General features: G+C 69.1%; 12 protein-coding genes and 5 pseudogenes. 11 read left to right on the top strand and 6 right to left on the bottom strand.

Translation table 11 applies throughout. From position 1 onward, the window contains the following. Positions 1–11: 11 nt before the first annotated feature. Together ABTX62_RS10215 and ABTX62_RS10210 are read right to left on the bottom strand one after the other, a co-directional pair. Positions 12–2,579, bottom strand: a complete 2,568-nt coding sequence (locus tag ABTX62_RS10215) for a GH32 C-terminal domain-containing protein (protein WP_352115725.1) — start codon at positions 2,577–2,579, stop codon at positions 12–14. Between the two features lie 219 nt (positions 2,580–2,798). After that, positions 2,799–3,761, bottom strand: a complete 963-nt coding sequence (locus ABTX62_RS10210; RefSeq protein ID WP_352115724.1) for a carbohydrate kinase family protein — start codon at positions 3,759–3,761, stop codon at positions 2,799–2,801. Between the two features lie 313 nt (positions 3,762–4,074). Between ABTX62_RS10210 and ABTX62_RS10205 the strand changes: the two genes are divergently transcribed. From ABTX62_RS10205 to ABTX62_RS10190, 4 genes are all read left to right on the top strand, one after another. Beyond that, entirely contained in the window at positions 4,075–5,094 is a 1,020-nt protein-coding gene (locus ABTX62_RS10205; protein WP_352115723.1) for a sugar ABC transporter substrate-binding protein, read from the top strand. Positions 5,095–5,274: 180 nt separating this feature from the next. Then, complete coding sequence (locus ABTX62_RS10200; RefSeq protein WP_352115722.1) at positions 5,275–6,288, top strand: ABC transporter permease; 1,014 nt, start codon at positions 5,275–5,277, stop codon at positions 6,286–6,288. Then, complete coding sequence (locus tag ABTX62_RS10195; RefSeq protein ID WP_352115721.1) at positions 6,285–7,112, top strand: ATP-binding cassette domain-containing protein; 828 nt, start codon at positions 6,285–6,287, stop codon at positions 7,110–7,112. The genes ABTX62_RS10200 and ABTX62_RS10195 overlap by 4 nt, the downstream gene beginning before the upstream one ends. A gap of 64 nt (positions 7,113–7,176) precedes the next feature. Continuing rightward, positions 7,177–8,208 carry a LacI family DNA-binding transcriptional regulator gene (locus tag ABTX62_RS10190; protein WP_352115720.1) on the top strand — a complete coding sequence of 344 codons (1,032 nt, stop codon included), beginning with the start codon at positions 7,177–7,179 and terminating at the stop codon, positions 8,206–8,208. Between the two features lie 36 nt (positions 8,209–8,244). Here the strand turns inward: ABTX62_RS10190 and ABTX62_RS10185 are convergent, their stop codons facing one another. After that, positions 8,245–8,811 carry a cysteine hydrolase family protein gene (locus tag ABTX62_RS10185; RefSeq protein WP_352115719.1) on the bottom strand — a complete coding sequence of 189 codons (567 nt, stop codon included), beginning with the start codon at positions 8,809–8,811 and terminating at the stop codon, positions 8,245–8,247. A 168-nt stretch (positions 8,812–8,979) separates the two neighbouring features. On the opposite strand from ABTX62_RS10185, the pseudogene ABTX62_RS10180 reads away from it, so the two are divergent. The 3 genes and pseudogenes from ABTX62_RS10180 to ABTX62_RS10170 form a co-directional block, all read left to right on the top strand. Next, positions 8,980–9,438: pseudogene (locus tag ABTX62_RS10180) on the top strand (hypothetical protein); the annotation flags it as partial. Beyond that, positions 9,410–9,724: pseudogene (locus tag ABTX62_RS10175) on the top strand (NAD(P)-binding domain-containing protein); the annotation flags it as partial. The pseudogenes ABTX62_RS10180 and ABTX62_RS10175, both read left to right, overlap by 29 nt. A 175-nt stretch (positions 9,725–9,899) precedes the next feature. Beyond that, a complete protein-coding gene (locus ABTX62_RS10170; protein ID WP_352115718.1) occupies positions 9,900–10,397 on the top strand; it encodes an NAD(P)/FAD-dependent oxidoreductase in 498 nt (165 codons plus the stop codon). A 980-nt stretch (positions 10,398–11,377) separates the two neighbouring features. On the opposite strand, the gene ABTX62_RS10165 is transcribed toward ABTX62_RS10170, so the two are convergent. Then, a complete protein-coding gene (locus tag ABTX62_RS10165; protein ID WP_352115717.1) occupies positions 11,378–11,671 on the bottom strand; it encodes a hypothetical protein in 294 nt (97 codons plus the stop codon). Between the two features lie 680 nt (positions 11,672–12,351). Then, positions 12,352–12,686 (bottom strand): annotated as a pseudogene (locus ABTX62_RS10160) (transposase); the annotation flags it as partial. Here ABTX62_RS10160 and ABTX62_RS10155 point away from each other — a divergent pair. After that, complete coding sequence (locus ABTX62_RS10155; RefSeq protein ID WP_352115716.1) at positions 12,583–13,059, top strand: CbrC family protein; 477 nt, start codon at positions 12,583–12,585, stop codon at positions 13,057–13,059. The pseudogene ABTX62_RS10160 and the gene ABTX62_RS10155 overlap by 104 nt on opposite strands. Here the strand turns inward: ABTX62_RS10155 and ABTX62_RS10150 are convergent. Further along, positions 13,041–13,873 (bottom strand): annotated as a pseudogene (locus ABTX62_RS10150) (IS5 family transposase). The gene ABTX62_RS10155 and the pseudogene ABTX62_RS10150 sit on opposite strands and share 19 nt — an antisense overlap. 489 nt (positions 13,874–14,362) lie before the next feature. Here ABTX62_RS10150 and ABTX62_RS10145 point away from each other — a divergent pair. From ABTX62_RS10145 to ABTX62_RS10135, 3 genes and pseudogenes are all read left to right on the top strand, one after another. Then, a pseudogene (locus ABTX62_RS10145) lies at positions 14,363–14,596 on the top strand (RICIN domain-containing protein); the annotation flags it as partial. Positions 14,597–14,714: 118 nt separating this feature from the next. Continuing rightward, on the top strand, positions 14,715–17,021 hold the full coding sequence (locus ABTX62_RS10140) for a beta-L-arabinofuranosidase domain-containing protein (protein ID WP_352115715.1): 2,307 nt from the start codon (positions 14,715–14,717) through the stop codon (positions 17,019–17,021). Between the two features lie 154 nt (positions 17,022–17,175). Then, the gene (locus ABTX62_RS10135; RefSeq protein ID WP_502997932.1) at positions 17,176–18,594 is read left to right on the top strand and encodes a non-reducing end alpha-L-arabinofuranosidase family hydrolase; all 1,419 of its coding nucleotides are present in this window, start codon (positions 17,176–17,178) and stop codon (positions 18,592–18,594) included. The last annotated feature ends 43 nt before the right edge of the window (positions 18,595–18,637 follow it).

The following is an 18,637-nucleotide window of genomic DNA, read 5'->3' as shown; positions in this document are numbered from 1 at the left end:
CGGTGTCCTTGTCAGTCGTGTGCGGAGTCGAGGTGCCAGACGCGGGCGCGGTCCAGCCTGACCGAGCCGTTCTCGGCGAAGATCTGCACTCCCCGGGCGGCGGGGTCGGGGAAGATCTGGTCGGTGATCACGGCCTCGCCGCTGCCGCCGAAGACCTCGACGGACGACCAGTCGACGAGGATCCGCAACCTCACCTTGCCGTTCTCGGCCTTCAACGGCGCGGTCTGGACACCGGGGAAGGTGCTGTGGAAGTCCACGGCACCGGAGCGGGTGCGGTCGACGTACAGCTCCTGTGTCGTGGTGTCGTAGCCGATGACTGTCTCCTCGCCTCCGGCGCCGGTACGCACCTTCAGGCCGAAGCGTTCGGCGTCCTCGAGGGAGAAGGTCGCCTCGATGTCGAGTGCCTTGCCCTGGGCGGCGGGGCCGATCAGTGGCCGGGTGGCGCTCTCGACGGTGACGCCGGACGCCGCCGGCGGCCCGCTCCGCCGGAGGGACTTCAGGCTGTCCACCGGCTTGCTGGTCAGCCGGATCCGGCCGTCGATCGTGCGCAGGGCCATCTCCCGGGGAATGCTCTGCGCGCCGCGCCAGGGTGAGGTGGGGACGGCGCCGCTGTAGTCCCAGTTGCTCATCCAGCCGATCATGTAGCGCTTGGCGCCCGGCGCGTTCTCCCAGGACACGGCCGCGTAGTAGTCCTTTCCGTAGTCGGCCCAGTCGGCGCGCTGTACGGCGGACTCGGCGGGCGCGTCGGCGGCGGTGAACCGGTCGGCCAGGATGTGGCCCCAGCCGCCGGTGTTCAGGTCGACGATCTGGATCCGTGCCTTCTCGCCGGCGTAGGGACGCAGGTCGAAGGAGGCCCAGTCCAGGGTTTCGCTGTTGGAACCGGTGGCGCTGCGGACGACCTTGCCGTCGACTATCAGGTTGACGGACGTCTCCCGGGAGACGGGGTGCGCCTCGGCGTCGGACAGCATGATGTGGTCGACGTTGATGTGACCCCAGCCGCCGGTGTTGTCGTCGACGATCCTGATCCGCGCCTTCCTGCCGGCGAGGTCCTCGACGTTCCAGGAGGCCCAGTCGAGCGCCTCGCCGTCCTTCCCGGTGGTGCTGCGCACCACCTGGCCGTCGACGAGGAGTTCGACCGCGGTGGGGTGGTCGGTGCCGGTGGGATGGTTGCCGCCGCCGACGAGGAAGTTGACGTGGTCCTTGTCGAGGGTGAATTCCGGCGAGGTGAGGGTGCCGGTGGTGGAGTCGCCGTTCAGGTAGCTGTTGACCAGGCCGCCGCCCCGGAACCCGGAGACGTGCTGCTGGTCGGGGAGGGTACCGGTGGCCGGTGCCGAGCCGAAGGCCTGGCCGGTCGTCGTCCAGTCGCCGTAGCTGCCGCCCTCGAAGTCGGCCAGGACCGTTCCCGCGGGCGGGGTGTAGGTGCCCTGGTCCAGGGGCGTTCCGGACACGTGCGGGTGCCGTCCGCCACCGACCTTGAAGTTCAGGTAGCGGCTGTCGACGGTGAACTCGGGTGAGGTGAGGATGCCGGTGGTCGCGTCACCGCCGTGGAAGCTGTTGGCGAGACCCTTGCCGTCGAAGCCGTCGACGGTCCCCTGTCCGTCCAGCGCCCCGGTCGCCGGTCCGGCGCCGAACGCGGTACCGGTGGTCGTCCACGCACCGAAGTCGGTGTGCTCGAAGTCCTGCGTCACCGTGCCGGCGGGCGGGGTGTAGGTGCCCTGGTCCTCGGCGGTGAACTTCTTGCCGTCGAAGTCGCCGAGGAAGTACTGGGCGGCCGAACCGCCCGCGATGCCGCCGGGGTTGATGTTGACGACGAGGACCCACTTGATGTTGTCCTTGTCCCCGTCGACCGCGAGGGGGAACAGGTCGGGGCACTCCCACACGCCGCCCGTCGCGCCGGCCGGCCCGAAGTCGCTGAGCAGTTGCCAGTCCTTGAGGTTCTTCGACGAGTAGAACCGCACCTTGTGCTCGGTGGACAGCGACACCGTCATCAGCCAGCTCTTGGTCGGCTCGTGCCACTGGACCTTGGGGTCGCGGAATTCCTTGGAGCCGATGTCGATGACCGGATTGCCCTGGTACTTGGTCCAGGTACGGCCGCGGTCGGTGCTGTAGGCGAGCGACTGGGCCTGGATGCCCGTGCTCTTGTGATGGCTGGTGTAGACCGCCACCATGGGCGGGTTCTGCCTGGTGCCGAAGCCGGTGGTGTTGTCCCGGTCGACGACCGCACTGCCGGAGAACACCATCTCCTCGTCGTCGTGCGACAGGGCGAGCGGCAGTTCCTTCCAGTGCACGAGGTCCTTGCTCACCGCGTGCCCCCAGGACATGTCGCCCCACGCGTTGCCGCTCGGGTTGTACTGGTAGAAGAGGTGGTACTCGCCCTTGTGGTACACGAGGCCGTTGGGGTCGTTCATCCAGTTCTTCTCCGGGGTGAAGTGGAACTGGGGCCGGTACCTCTCGGAGCGCGGCGGGGGATCGGCGGCGACGGCCTGGGGGGCCGGTACGGCTGCGGACAGGGCGCAGACGGTCGCCACAGCGGCGATCATCCGTGCACGGGCCTGCCGGGATGCACGTCCTGAGCTCATCGCGTCTCCTGTGCTGCGGCCGTCCGCACGGCGGAGTCCGGCGCCCGGGCGGAACCGGCCAGAGAGTGACACCCTCCGGGCGCTGTCGTCCACCGCGCGGAAAGGGGTGTCATCGTTGACTTGTGTCATCGATGACATCGAGTGGCCCGATGATGGACGCAATCCGGCCGACGCGTCAACGGTTCGGCCGGGATGCCGTGTTGGGCGGTCGACCGTCCCTCATACACGGTCGGCCGCGGCGAACTGCTCCAACTGGCTCTGCCACGGGGGGTTGGGTCCGGCGACCGAGCAGGTCAGGGCCGCGACCCGGGTGGCGAATCGGCACGCTTCCGCGATGTCGTCGAGACGAGTCTCCGCCAGGCGGCCGCCGAGGAGGCCGCGGACGCCGAGGTGGTGCAGCAGCCCTGCCGTGAAGGAGTCCCCCGCCCCGACCGTGTCGGCGACGGTCGTCTCCACGGCAGGCACCTCCACCCGTTCGCCGGCTAGCGAGGCCAGGGCGCCGTCGCCGCCCCGCGTGATCACCACGAGTCTCGCACCGGCCGCGTGCCAGATGTCGCACGCCTCCTCGGGCGGCGTGCCCGGCAGCAGCAGTTCCAGGTCGTCCTCGCTCAGCCGCAGTACGTCGGCGAGGCCGCACCAGTGCGCCAGCCGGGCGCGGTAGACATCGGGACGGACGAGCAGCGGCCGGACGTTTGGGTCGATGCTGATGGTCGCGTGCGGGGCGGCCGCCGCCAGGAAGTCCTCGACCACCGCCGCTCCGGGCTCCCGCACCAGGGCCAGGGAACCGGTGTGCACGCAGGCGGTCGCGGAGAGGTCCACCCGTGACAGTTCCTGCGCCGTCCACTGCCAGTCCGCCGTGTTCTGCGCGTGGAAGGAGAACGCGGCCCGTCCCTGGGCGTCCAGCTCCGCCACGGCCAGGGTGCTGGGTTCCGCGGCCCGGACGGCGCTCGACAGGTCCACCCCGGACGTCTCCAGGTGGGTACGGAACAGGCGGCCGAAGACGTCGTCCGACAGCCGCGCGAGGAAGCGGGCCGGGGTGCCGAGCCGGGCCAGTGACACGGCCGTATTCGCGGGTCCCCCGCCGGGCAGCACCCGCAGGGTGAGTTCGCCGGAGGCGCTTGCGGGTTCGGCGAACGCGTCCGCGACGCACTCCCCCAGGACGGTGATCTGGCGCGGGCTCATGGGCTGCTCTTCTCTGACGGACGTACGGGCACACCGGGCGGGTGGTGGCGCGGCGGGCGGGTGGGGACGGCGGGGACGGCCGCGGCGGGCGGGTGGGGACGGCGGGGACGGCCGCGGCGTCGGCCGCCATCACCGCGGGAAGGTCGCGAGGCGTTGCCGATTTGTGACGAACGCAGGGCATTGACGTTTCCGGGAGAGGGAGTCCATCATCCTCGCCATGCGGTGTCAACGATGACATAAGTCAACGATGACACCCCGAGCGGCCAGCTCCGTCGCCAGCCCTCCGCCGCTCGCCACACCTCAGGAGTCGAAAATGCCTCGCACCACTCGTCTGTCCTCCTCCCTCCTCAGAACGGCCGCCGTCGCGGGTGTCGCGGCCCTCACCCTGACGGCCTGCGGGTCAGGCTCCGGTTCCGGCTCCGCCGGCTCATCGGGCTCGGGCAGTGTCAAGGTCGGTCTGATCACCAAGACCGACACCAACCCGTTCTTCGTGAAGATGAAGGAGGGCGCGGAGAAGGCCGCCAAGGAGCACGGCGCCGAACTGTCCACCGCCGCAGGCAAGTTCGACGGGGACAACGCCGGTCAGGTCACCGCCCTGGAGAACATGGTCGCCGCCGGAGTGAAGGGCATCCTGATCACTCCGAGCGACTCGAAGGCGATCGTGCCCGCGATCGAGAAGGCCAAGGCCAAGGGTGTTCTGGTCATCGCCCTGGACACCCCGACCGACCCGCAGAGCGCGGTCGACGCCCTCTTCGCCACCGACAACCTCAAGGCGGGCGAGCTGATCGGCCAGTACGCCAAGGCCGCCATGAAGGGCAAGTCCGCCAAGATCGCCGCCCTCGACCTGGCGCCGGGTGTCTCCGTCGGCGTCCAGCGGCACGACGGCTTCCTCAAGGGCTTCGGTGCCACCGACAAGGACGTCGCCTGCGCCCAGGACACCGGCGGCGACCAGTCCAAGGGCCAGACCGCCATGGAGAACTGCCTGCAGAAGGAACCCGGCATCAACGTCGTCTACACGATCAACGAACCGGCCGCCCTGGGCGCGTACACCGCGCTCAAGGCCAAGGGCCGGGAGAAGGACGTCCTGATCGTCTCCGTCGACGGCGGCTGCACCGGCACCCAGGCGGTCAAGGACGGCAAGATCGCCGCGACCTCGCAGCAGTACCCGCTGAAGATGGCCGCCGAGGGCGTCAAGGCCGTCGTGGCGTTCGCCAAGGACGGCAAGAAGGCGTCCGGTTACACCGACACCGGCGTCACGCTGATCACCGACAAGGCGCAGGACGGCGTCACGTCCAAGGACACCGGCTACGGCCTGGAGAACTGCTGGGGCTGAGCCGCCCCGACGACCGTACGACGGCGCCTCCCCGCCCTCGGGGCGGCCGGCCTCTCCTCCCGACCGCGGGGACGGCCGCCCCCTCGTTCCCTTGTCCTCCGGCTTCTGCGCTTCCTCCGGCTCCTTCGCCGAGGGCGGACGGGGACGGACAAGGACTCCGTCTTCCGACAAGGACTTCGCATGACCGCCACGTCCACGCCTCCGAGCACGTCCTCGCCGTACGCCGGGCTCAAAGCGCCGACCACGGCCCGCCGACTGCTCACGGCACCCACCACCGGCCCCCTGGCCGCCCTCCTCCTGGCCTGCGCCTTCTTCTCCTTGTCGACCGAGCAGTTCCTCACGGGCGGCAACTTCTCGCTGATCGTGCAGCAGGTCATGGTCGTCGGCACCCTCGCCATCGGCCAGACCCTGATCATCCTCACGGCGGGCATCGACCTGTCGTGCGGCGCGGTGATGGCGTTCGGCAGCATCATGATCGCCAAGATGGCCGCCGAGGGCTCGCTGCCCCCGCTCGTCGCCATCGCCGTGGGCATCGGCGTCTGCGGCGGATTCGGGCTGCTGAACGGGCTGTTGGTGCAGAAGATCCCGTTGCCGCCGTTCATCGTCACCCTCGGCATGCTCAACGTGGCGTTCGCGCTGACCCACATCTACTCCGAGGAGCAGACGGTCACCAACCTGCCCGGCCCGCTGACGGCCCTCGGGCAGACCTTCCCGCTCGGCAACACCGACATCACCTACGGCTCCCTGGTCACCATCGCCCTGTTCCTCCTCCTCGCCTACGCCTTGAGCAGCACCGGCTGGGGCCGGCACGTCTACGCCCTGGGCAACAGCCCGGAAGCGGCGCGGCTGAACGGCATCCGCACCTCCCGCCTGACCATCGGCGTCTACACCACGGCCGGCCTGCTCTACGGCATCGCCGCCCTGCTGCTCATCTCCCGCACCGGAGTCGGCGACCCCCAGGCGGGGCAGACCGACAACCTCGACAGCATCACCGCCGTGGTCCTCGGCGGCACCAGCCTCTTCGGCGGACGCGGTGCGGTGCTGGGCACCTTCATCGGCGTCCTCATCGTCGGTGTCTTCCGCAACGGACTTCAGCTGATGGGCGTCGCCTCCATCTATCAGACCCTGATCACCGGCGTCCTGGTGATCCTCGCGGTGACCGTCGACCAGATCTCCCGGAAGAAGGCCCGATGACCTCCCCCACGCCCGTCCTTCAGGCCCGCGGTCTGGTCAAGCGCTACGGCCATGTCACCGCCATCGACGGCGCCGACTTCGACCTGATGCCCGGTGAGGTCCTCGCCGTCATCGGAGACAACGGAGCGGGCAAGACCAGCCTCATCAAGGCACTCACCGGTGCGGTCGTCCCGGACGAGGGCGAGATCCGCCTCAACGGCGAGCCGATCCAGTTCTCCGGCCCGCAGAGTGCCCGCGCCCACGGCATCGAGACGGTCTACCAGGACCTGGCCGTGGCCGCGTCCATGGACATCGCCTCGAACATGTTCCTCGGGCGTGAACTGCGCCGCCCCGGCGTCCTCGGCAGTGTCTTCCGCATGCTGGACAAGAAGCGCATGCGTAAGGAGGCCGCCGAGCACATGGCCGACCTGAAGATCGGCCTGCGCTCGCTGACCCAGTCGGTCGAGACGCTCTCCGGCGGGCAGCGGCAGGCCGTCGCGGTCGCCCGTTCCGTCGCCTGGGCCCGCAGTGTCGTCGTCATGGACGAGCCCACCGCCGCCCTCGGCGTCAAGGAGTCCGGACAGGTCCTCGACCTCATCCGCCGGGTCCGCGACAAGGGCATGCCGGTGGTTCTGATCAGCCACAACATGCCCCATGTCTTCGAGATCGCCGACCGGATCCACATCCACCGGCTGGGCCGGCGCGCCGCCGTGATCAAGCCGGCCGACTACTCCATGGCGGAGGTCGTGGCCATCATGACCGGCGCGCTCACCGTCGACGCGGCCGGGGATACTGTCGTAGCGGATTCCGCGGCGGCGAAGGCCGCGGGAGTCCAGGCCAACTGAAGCACTCACAGGTACCGGCCGAGGCCGCGGCCGGGACCGACGAGCACAGGAGACTGTTTCCTCCATGGCAGCGAACCGCCGCCCGACCATGGCAGACGTCGCCCGAGAAGTGGGCGTCAGCGCCAAGACCGTCTCCCGGGTTCTCAATGAGGACGGATACGCCTCGGAACAGACCAGGGAACAGGTTCTCGCCGCCGTTGCCAAGCTCGGCTTCCAGCCGAACCTCATGGCCCGCAACATCCGGGTGGGAGGGCCCGACACCACGATCGGACTGGTCGTCCCCGACCTGGCCAACCCCTTCTTCGGGGCCGTGGCCAGGAGTATCGAGGACACGGTCCGCGACCGGGGCCTGACCCTGCTCGTGGGCTCCTCCGCGGACGATCCCGACCGCGAGCGCTCGTTGACCGACAAGTTCCTCGCCCGCCGCGTCAGCATCCTCATGGTCGTACCGTCCGTCGGCGCCGACCACTCCCCTCTCAAAGCCCACCGCACCGCGGGACTGCCCGTCGTCTTCATCGACCGCCCCGGCGCGGGCCTGGCCACGGACAGCGTCGTCAGCTCCAACCGGGACGGCTCCCGCGAGGGCGTCGCCCACCTGATCGCCCATGGACACCGGCGTATCGGCTTCATCGGCGACCTGCCCACCAAGCTCTACACCCGCCGCGAGCGCCTGGCCGGCTACCGCGCGGCGCTGCAGGAAGCCGAGATTCCGTACGACCGCTCACTCGTCGTCAGCGCGCACGACCAGCAGGGCGCCGAGGCGGTGACCGCGAAACTGCTCGACCTGGCCGATCCCCCCACGGCCCTGTACGCGGGCAACAACATCATGGCGCTGGGCATAGTGGCCGAACTCGCCCGCAGCAAGCGCAAGGACGTCGCCTTCGTCGCCTTCGACGACGTCTCGCTCGCCGAAGCCCTCGAACCGGCGCTGACCGTCGTGGCCCAGGACCCCGGGGAAATCGGCAGAACCGCGGCGGCGACCGCCCTCGCCCGCCTGGACGGTGACCGGTCCCGGGCACGGACCGTCACCGTCCCCACCCGCTTGATCGTCCGAGGCTCGGGCGAACAGCGGGCGCCCGGCACACGGGAGTCATGAACGGGCCGTCTCCGCCGGGCGGAGGCGTATGCCCTGTCATGTGGCCGGGCCGGACACGGACTCGACCCACTCCTCGACGGTGACGACATCCGCCCACTGCGGGAACAACCGCTCGATGAGGACCCGGTGCACCTCCGGGTCGGTGTCCAGGCAGGCGTCGGCGAGGACGGTGAGCCCGAAGTCCAGATCGTTCGCCTGGCACAGGGTGGACAGCACCACGGCGCTGGTGGCGATGCCGGTGAGCACGAGGCTGTCGATACCGCGCGCCCGCAGCACCACGTCGAGATCGCTGCCCGAGAACGCGCTCGCCCGCCTCTTGGTGACCACCACATCACCCGGCCGGGGCGCGACCTCGGGGTGGATCTCGGTGCCCGGGGCGCCCTCGACGTAGAGGCCGGCCTGTGCGACGGCGGTGAGAGCCCTGTTACGCGTCCCGACCTCCGGGAAGCCGGGACGCAGCGCGATGACCACGTAGATCACCGGGATGCCCGCCGCCCGGGCCCCGTCGATGGCCCTGCGCAGGCGCGAGAGGTATCCGGAGCCGTCGTCGGCGATGTCCACGACGGCGCGCTGGACGTCCATCACGAGAAGGGCGCTGCTCAAGTGGCCTCCGCTACGCAGTCGTTGGGCATCGAAGCGGGACGGGGCCTGATGGTCGGATTCTACGTGGGCCCGGGCACGGTGACTGTGTGCAGGCGCTCGTCGCCATCGCCTGCGGCTGCCAGGCCCCGGATACACTGCCCCGCCCCACCCCGACCGGAGGTCATCTCAGTGTTACCTGCACGGGTATGCGCCGTTGCCCCGCTGGCTCTGGTGATTCTCGCCCTGTCCGGCTGCTCGTCCTGGGGCTGCACCGACACGACGGCGGAGCGCGGTGAGGCCGGTGTCAGGGTGCGGGTCGTGGACACGGATGGGCGGCCTCGCGGCGTCACCGCCGCAGTCGTTGACTGGCGCCTCGAGCCCCACCCGCAGGCGCCCTCCGAAGGTGACCGGGTCCACTTCCACTTCCGCTTCGACGGCGCCGACGAATATTCCGACCCCGCAGTGGACGCCTGCGCGGTCGACAAGGAGCGCGTGGTGTTGGGGTGTCAGACGGTTCACTCGTCCCAGGCGTTCGGACCGGCCGACGATCCCCTCACGGGTGACGACTGGCTCGCCGTCGAGCACCCTGAGCAGGTTGCCGGAGTGTTGTTGATCCCCGATGACCAGTCCTACGACCGACGCACCTGTGTACGCCGACCATCACCGACTCGACATCCGGGTTCACACCCCGGTGCGGCGCATCGAGCGGTCCGATCCCGCTTCGGGCGCCCGGTGGCTGGTCCGCACCCCCGACAGCGCGGTGCCCACGGATGCGGTCGTGGTGGCCACCGGCCGCTGCCACATCCCGAACCTTCCCCGCTGGCCCGGGAGTTGGACGTTCACCGGCACCCTGCTGCACTCGGCCCACTACCGCTCTCCGGCCCCCTACCGTGGGCAGGACGTCCTGGTGGTCGACGCCGGTAACAGCGGTACCGAGATCGCGAGTGTCCTGGCCGGGGCCGGAGCCGGGCGGGTACGGATCGCGGTTCGCACCCCACCCAACATCCCTGCCCCGCTCCAGCGCCCGATGGCATGCGGCCGGCCGGCTGACGGGCGTCCTCCCGCTCGCGTGGCGCGACCGCACCTCCCTGCTCACGCAGCGTCTGGCGGTGCCCGACCTGACCTCAAGGGGACTGCCACGGCCCCGCACCGGCCTGTACACCCGCAATGCCCGCGAAGGGGTCAACCCCGTGCTCGACCACGGCTTCGTGGACGCCGTACGGTCCGGTCGGGTCGAGCCGGTCGCGGCCGTCCAGGCGTTCGAGGGTCCCGAGGTGGTACTGGCCGACGGCACGCGTCTGCGACCCGACACGGTCATCGCCGCCACCGGCTACCGGCCCGGCCTGCACGACCTGGTCGGGCCCCCGGGCGTACTCGACGAGGCCGGGCGACCCCTCGCCGTGGGTGGACAGAACCATCCGGCGGCCCCGCGCCTGTACTTCGCCGGATTCACCAATCCCCTCACAGGTGTCCTTCGCCAGGCGGGCGTCGAGGCGCGCGCCATCGCCCACGCGTTCCGCCACGAGAAGACGCGGGCAGCCGTCCCCGTCCCCCGGCCCGGCGACCCCACGGCCGACGCACTCGACAACGGGCCCGCTCCGAGCTGACGGGGCTTCCCGGCCCTGGGACGGCGTGCCCGGCACGGCGATCGGACGCCGCGGTGACGGTCGGAGACAGGCTGTGGACGCCTCGGCGCAGCGCAGGGGCACCTATGCGGTGGCCACGTCGACAGAGGCCATCCGCTCGTGCCGCATCCGCGTGGCGGCGGGGCGAGGGGCGGCTGGAGTGACCTGTTGCCCCGTCACGCGAACGAGGAGGCGCCTTCTCACTGTGCCGGGTTGGTCGATGGCTCCCCACGGATGTCGTGAATGCCTGCACCTGGTCCGAACGGCTCCCTCTCCCACCGGCCCGCGTGCGTGGCGGGAACCCGTCTCGTCCCGGCCGAATCAGGTGTGGCCACAGCGCCCTTCGTCCATCAGAAGGATGCCGACGGCGGCTGGCCAGACGGTCTCCCACGGCTGCTCCGGCAGAGCTGCCGTCGTACCGACACCGAGAGAACGCGATACACATGCGGAATTCAGCGCGGTGGACCTGTTCGTCGGTGCCGACCCTCGGGCGGAGGCACCCGGAACATCGCCCGCCGTAGCCGGCCGGGCAGGAGGGCCCGCCCGGCCATGACCAGTCCGATGCCCAGCAAGACGCCTCCGATGGCGACGCAGCCGGAAGACAGCCAGCCGATGTTGTGCTCATCGGCCCAGCCCCCGAGGACTGCGGCGACGAGGAAACCCATCAGACATGCGGCGCTGATCAAGACGTACCACCAACGGGAGAGCATCGGATCACCCCTGGACGTGCTTTGACCGGGAGCGTTTGGTAGCGGACCCTGTCCGCCTACGGTGAGCTGCCGGGCGCCGACGCAGCCAGTCACCGATCTCCCCGATGCCGATCAGGAACGCTGATGAAGCGGCGCATCCCGTGAGGGAAGAGCTCTGGCCGGCGGCCTGGCCAAGGAGCCACAGAGCCAGAGCCAGCAGCAACCACCAGGCGGTCAGGGGCCAGGCATGCCGCACCAAGCGTGTACGGCCGATCACCGGGTGGCCCTGGTCCTCTGGGTGGCGACCATGACCACGATGCATCCCGCGAGTGTCACCATCATCGCAAGGCCCGTCGCGGTCAGAGTGAGCACGGGCGAGGCGCCGGCCAGGCGGGGAACGGCATTGAGCGGAGCAGCGGCGTAGAAGGCGAGAAGCGCCAGGCCGCGCGGGCGCATCGGGTCCAGGCGAGGACGCAGCCGCCGTGGTACGCGGCCGGTCAACAGCGCGACGCCGGCGGGCAGCAGAGTGAGGGAGAAGACGGCAAGGCCGATCCACTGCCAGAGCATCAGTACCAGGGCTCCTGTCGGAGAGAGTGCAGACGGCCGTCACTCGCGGCGGAGCGCGGCGAGCAGGAAGAGCCCGATGACGATGGCAGCCAGGCCGAGCACGAGAACGGGGAAGCCAGGACCGGGCATCACGTAGAGCACGGCTCCGGCAAGGCACATCAGTGCTCCTGCAACTACCGAGACGATGCCGGTATGCCTTCTGGCGGAAAGTGTCACGGCGGCGAAATCCTCCGGGAAACATCGACGAGCGGGCACACAGCCTCTGAAAACGCCGACCAGACTTCCCGGCACACCACGCCCAAGCTTGACGCGTTCCCTACAGAATAGCTGTTGCACCCGACTCTGCCCAGACTCACCCTCTCGCGCCCGTGCAGCTCGCCCAGCCTCCGCCCGGCACACGCCGGACTACTCCTCCGCCCGGCCGACTTCCTGATCTCTTGAGCGAGCGGCCGGAGGGAAGTCGCGTCGCTCCCCGGCCGACGACCAGGGAACAGCGCAGCATCAAAGTACTGCCTCTTCACCAGTAGGGCAGCGGTGTGGAGGCGGCGGGGCACCGAGTGTGGGTGCGCGCCCCGACCACGTACGGCCGGTCGAAGACGTCGACTACGCCCGGGTCGTCACCGAGAAGCCGGAGCGGTCACCGCAGGAGGTGGTCCGTGACGTCCTCCCAGGGAGCGCGCGTGCAGGCGCTGGGGCTTGAAGTACCTGCCGTGGTGGGGCTCGTGTCTCGTTTGGTGACCCTCCGCCATCGGCTTCAGTCCTTCGCTGTCGTGGGTGTTGCCGGCCGAGACGCCGACAACGAGGGGCAGGCCGTTCGCGTCCGACAGGATGTGCGTCTCGGAACCCGGCCTGCCCCGGTCCACGGGGCTCGGACCTGTGTGTTCGCCCCCTTTTCAGCCCGGACGTGGGCGGTGTCGAGCACGACGCGGGTGACGTCGATCAGGCCGGCGTCGTCGAGCCGGTGCGGCACGGCCTCGTGCTGGCGGCCCCAGACACCGGCTCTGGACCAGATCAACTGGTGCATCTCAGACGGCAGTGCGGCTGAACGCTTCGCTGGCGACTTCACCCACTCCTACGGGCTCGACGGTGTCAGTGAGGACGTCTTGCATGAGGTCACCCGCCGCACTCCTGGCTTCCACGCCTGGCAGGATCCACACTGGCTCGTTCACTGCCAGGACGCGGCCGCCTTCGTGGGGGAAGTCGGATACGCCGAGCTGGCGGCGCATCCCGAAGCACTCGACCGGTTGCGGACCGACATGCGCCTTGACGGCCGGCACGACGAAAGCCGACTCGAACACTTCCTGACCGGCCTGGGAGAGGGGGCAACCGCCATGCTCTTCCGCTGCACCGGCTGCGGAGTCCACCTCGCCTACACCGACGCCTCCTGAATATCGTCCGTGCTGGTGGGTCTGCGGTAGCAGATGAGGGTGCAGGCGATGCTGGTGAAGGCCAGGAAGTGGCCGGCCTTGCGTTCGTAGCGTCGGTGGAGGCGTCGACATCCGGCGAGCCAGGCCATGGTGCGTTCGAAGGCCCAGCGGTACCGGCCCAGCCGCTGGCCGGAGTCCGTGCCCTTGCGGGCGATCCGCGGTGTGATGCGTCGGTCGCGTCACCATCGCCGCAGGTGGATGTCGTCGTAGCCCTTGTCGCCGTGGAGCTTGCCGGGCCCGCGCCGTCGTCGGCCGCGCCGGGAGCGGACCGGGGGGATCCCTTGAACCAGGGGGATCAGGGCCTGGCCGTCATGGACGTCGGCACCCGAGAAGCCGACGGACAGGGGCGGACCGGTCCGCTCAGTGGTCAAGTGGATCTTCGAGCCGTACTTGCCCCGATCCACGGGATTCGGGCCCGTCAGCTCCCCCTTTGCAGGGCCCGCATGTTCACCGAGTCGATCGCGCAGCGGGACCAGTCCAGATCGCCGCGGGAACCGAGTTCGTCGAGGACCAAGCGGTGGAGCTTGGCCCACACCCGGGTCTTCGACCACTCCGTGAACCGCCGGTGGGCTGTGGCTCCCGACGGCCCGAACGAAGCGGATGGCAACTGCTGCCACGTACAATCAGACGTCGCGACGAACACGATCGCGGCCAGCACTTCCCGGTCCCCGTGCCGACGCCGGCCACCACCCTGCGGACGGGTCGGCGCCTCCGGCACCACCCGCTGGAACAACTCCCACAACTCATCCGGCACCAGCCGCTCAACGATCCCCACATCGACAGACTATCGATCAGGCCAAATGAGATGACCTGTCAGGGGTCTGTTCACCTCTTCCTTCCGGGCTCGGCCAGTCCGCTGGGCCGATTGCCGTGAAAGGGAGGTGATTGTTCGACATATCGAGCAGCGTGCGGAAGGTCAAGATAAGTTTGGCCCGCGATTCCGTCAACGTTTCCGACGAGTATCGTCCGGTGCATTTCGCGCCGCCCGGATACCGAAGAAGCCGCTCTGTCACACACGTTGACTTCCGCACGGGAAACCCTTTACGTTCGGCGCCGACTCGGTCCGGCAATTCGAGCAACGTTCGGAATATCGGTCATTCGCGGTGCGAGAGCGGTCCCGCCTCCGGAAGGAACCCACCCCCCATGCCCCGAACCGCGCGCTTTCCAGTCGCCGGCCCTTCCCCTACCTCACCGCCTGGACACCGGGCGTCGACCCCCTCGAGATCCAGGCGGTGCTTCGCGTGGAAAGCCGCCCGTCCACGCAATGACTTCTGAGCAGGGACGGGTTCTTGGACATCACCAGCCGACGGCACCGTCGGCTCGCCGCCGGAACGCTCATGCTGCCGGGCCTGCTGCCCTCGAGCAGGGCGGCGGCTGCACCCGCGGACCCGGGGGCGAGTTCGTCCCGGTCAACCGCAACAGCGGCAAGGTGCTCGACGTCAAGGGAGGCAGTACGGCCGACGGTGTCGCGCTGATCCAGTACCAGGACGTCGGCGTTTCCAACCAGCGACGGACCTTCCATCCCGTCACCGGCCCGGACCAAGAGGGGTGGAGGCGGAAGTCTCGCCGGGTGTCAACGACCAAGCAATCGCTCTCTCGTCATCGAAAGGTGCAAGATGTCTTCCTTCGTCAGCAGACGGCGCCTGCTGCAAGTAGCCGGGGCCACGGTCGCCGCATCTGCCACGGGATCCTTCATGGGCGCAGCTCCCGCGCAGGCGGCCGTTCCTCCCGCGATGGCCGACATAGGGGTCTTGGCGCACCCCTTCGCACTCGGCCAGGTCCGGCTCACCGCGAGCCGCTGGCTGGACAACCAGAACCGTACGCGGAACTACCTGCGTTTCGTCGATGTCGACCGGCTGCTGTACAACTTCCGCGCCAACCACCGGCTGTCCACCAACGGGGCGGCCGCCACCGGCGGTTGGGAAGCGCCGACGTTCCCCTTCCGCACCCACGTCCAAGGGCACTTCCTCACGGCCTGGGCGCAGTTGTACGCCGTGACCGGGGACACCACCTGCCGGGACAAGGCAACCCACATGGTCGCGGAGTTGGCCAAGTGCCAGGCCAACAACAGTGCCGCCGGTTTCAACGCCGGGTACCTCTCCGGCTATCCCGAATCCGACTTCACCGCCCTCGAGCAGCGGACCCTGAGCAACGGCAATGTGCCGTACTACACCATCCACAAGACCCTCGCCGGCCTGCTGGACGTGTGGCGCCACATCGGCAGCACGCAGGCCCGGGACGTGCTGCTCGCTCTGGCGGGATGGGTGGACTGGCGCACCGGCCGGCTGAGCGGCCAGCAGATGCAGGCCATGCTGCAAACCGAGTTCGGCGGCATGAACGCCGTGCTGACCGACCTCTACCAGCAGACAGGTGACGCGCGGTGGCTCACCGTCGCCCGGCGGTTCGACCACGCCGCGGTGTTCGACCCCCTGGCGTCCAACCAGGACCGGCTCAACGGACTCCACGCCAACACCCAGGTACCCAAGTGGGTCGGGGCCGCCCGGGAGTACAAGGCCACCGGCACGACCCGCTACCGGGACATCGCCACCAACGCCTGGAACTTCACCGTCAACGCGCACACCTACGCCATCGGCGGCAACAGCCAGGCGGAGCACTTCCGCGCTCCGAACGCCATCGCCGGCTACCTGGACAAGGACACGTGCGAAAGCTGCAACACCTTCAACATGCTCAGTCTCACCCGGGAGCTGTTCGCGCTGGCCCCGGACCGGGTAGCGCTGTTCGACTACTACGAGCAGGCGTGGCTCAACCAGATGATCGGCCAGCAGAACCCGGCCGACGACCACGGCCACGTCACCTACTTCACCCCCCTCAATCCGGGCGGCCGCCGCGGTGTGGGCCCGGCGTGGGGCGGCGGCACCTGGAGCACCGACTACGGCACCTTCTGGTGCTGCCAGGGCACAGGCCTGGAGATGCACACCAGGCTGATGGACTCCATCTACTTCCGCAGTGACGACACCCTGATCGTGAACCTGTTCGTGCCCTCGGTGCTCAACTGGTCGCAGCGTGGAATCACGGTCACCCAGACCACGACGTACCCCGTGAGCGACACCACGACCCTGCAGGTCACCGGCAACGTCAGCGGCACCTGGGCGATGCGGATCCGCATCCCGGGCTGGACCGCCGGAGCCACGATCAGCGTCAACGGCACGCGGCAGGACATCACCACCACGCCCGGCAGCTACGCCACCCTGACCCGCTCCTGGACCTCCGGCGACACGGTCACCGTCCGTCTGCCCATGCGGGTCGTCATGCGAGCGGCCAACGACAACGCGAAGGTCGCGGCGATCACCTACGGCCCGGTGGTCCTGTCCGGCAACTACGGTGACTCCGCGCTCAACTCCCTGCCGTCGCTGAACACGTCCTCGATCAAACGGACCAGCAGCAGTTCGCTCGCCTTCACCGCGACCGCCAACGGCTCCCCCGTCAGCCTGGGCCCGTTCCACGACGCGCACGGCCACAACTACACCGTCTACTGGAACACCAGCGGCACCGTCCGCCTCGCCAACGTGGGCAGCGGTCTCGTACTGGGCATCCAGAACATGTCCACGGCCGACGGTGGCCGCGCTCTGCAGTGGAACGACTCGGGCACCGCCGACCACGACTGGGAAATGATCACCGACGGAAACGCGGTCCGCTTCCGTAACGCCCACAGCGGCAAGGTGCTCGGCGTCCTGGACATGTCGAAGGCAGACGGCGCGACCGTCCTGCAGTGGGCGGACAACGGCACCGCCGACCACAGATGGACGCTGCTCGACCAGGGAGACGGGACGTACAAGATCCGCAACGAGCACAGCGGCAAGTTGCTCGCCATCGCGAACGACTCCACCGCCGTGGGTGCGTTCGCGGTCCAGGACCCGGACGACGGCACTGCCGACAACCGGTGGCGCATCGTGAGGAACTAGGGCTCCGAGGCATCACATCCCGGTCGGTCTCCATCCTCCACCACGCTCGACCCTTCGACCCTCGTTCGATATCGAGAACAAACGAGGGCGACGCAGCACATCGACAGTCCGGACAGCCTCTGACGGGGCCGAGCCGGAAGCACTCACTCAATGAATGAGGCACGCCTTGCGCAGACTACGTTTCAGCCGCGGACCTCTGTCCGTGGTGCTCGCGGCCCTGGTCGCTTCGGCGGCGACGCTCGTCGCCAATCCGGCTCAGGCGGCCACCACCGGCGCCGTGCGCGGTGTCGGTTCCAACCGGTGCCTCGATGTACCTGGTGCCGCCCAGACCGACGGCACGAACCTGCAGATCTGGGACTGCCACGGCGGGACCAACCAGCGGTGGACGCTGACGGACGGCAACCAGCTGACCGTGTACGGCAACAAGTGCCTGGACGTACCGGGCCACGCGACCACAGCCGGTACCCGGCCGGTGATCTGGTCCTGCAACGGCGGTACGAACCAGCAGTGGCGGGTGAACGCCGACGGCACGATCGTCGCCGTGGAGTCCGGGCTGTGTCTGGACGTCAGCGGCGGCGGTACGGCCAACGGCACGGCGGTGCAGCTCTGGAACTGCAACGGCGGCAGCAACCAGAAGTGGACCGGTCTGTCCGGGACGCCCAACTCGTGTTCCCTTCCGTCGGCATACCGGTGGACGTCGACCGGTCCGCTGGCGCAGCCGTCGAACGGCTGGGCGGCGCTCAAGGACTTCACCACCGTGACGTACAACGGCCAGCACCTGGTCTACGCGACCACATCTAACGGTTCGTCGTGGGGCGCGATGACGTTCCGGCCCTTCACGAACTGGTCGGACATGGCCTCGGCCGGCCAGACCGGGATCAGCGGGTCCGCGGTGGCGCCCAAACTCTTCTACTTCGCGCCCAAGAAGATATGGGTGCTGGTCTCGAATGGGTGGGGCACGGCCTGGCCCTTCACCTACCGCACGTCCAGCGACCCCACCAACCCCAACGGCTGGTCCGCGCCGCAGGAGCTGTTCACCGGCAGCGTCCCCGTCGGCGGCCCGATCGACCCGACCGTGATCGCCGACGACCAGAACATGTACCTGTTCTTCGCCAACGACAAGGGCAGCATCTTCAAGTCGACCATGCCGATCGGGAACTTCCCGAGCAGCTTCGGCTCGTCGTACACGACGGTCATGAGCGACACGGAGGACAAGCTGTTCGAGGCGCCGGAGGTCTACAAGGTCCAGGGCCAGAACCAGTACCTCATGATCGTTGAGGCCAAGGGCTCGGGAGGCCGCTACTTCCGCTCCTTCACCGCCTCCAGCCTGAACGGTCCGTGGACCCTCCAGGCCGGCAGCGAGAGCAGCCCCTTCGCCGGCAAGGCCAACAGCGGTGCCACCTGGACCAACGACATCAGCCACGGCGACCTGGTCCGCACCAACCCCGACCAGACCATGACCATCGACCCCTGCAACCTGCAGTTCCTCTACCAGGGCAGGGACCCCCGCTCGGACGGCACGGACTACCTGAAACTGCCGTACCGGCCGGGACTGCTCACCCTGCAGCGCTGACCCGCGCGCACGTGATCACAAGCTCGTGACCTTGCCCCTTGGG

The sequence above is a fragment of the Streptomyces sp. NPDC096046 genome (assembly GCF_040303285.1).
Taxonomy (GTDB): Bacteria; Actinomycetota; Actinomycetes; order Streptomycetales; family Streptomycetaceae; genus Streptomyces.
The sequence above is the reverse complement of the archived record's forward strand: the minus strand, read 5'-3'. Positions and strand labels throughout refer to the sequence as shown.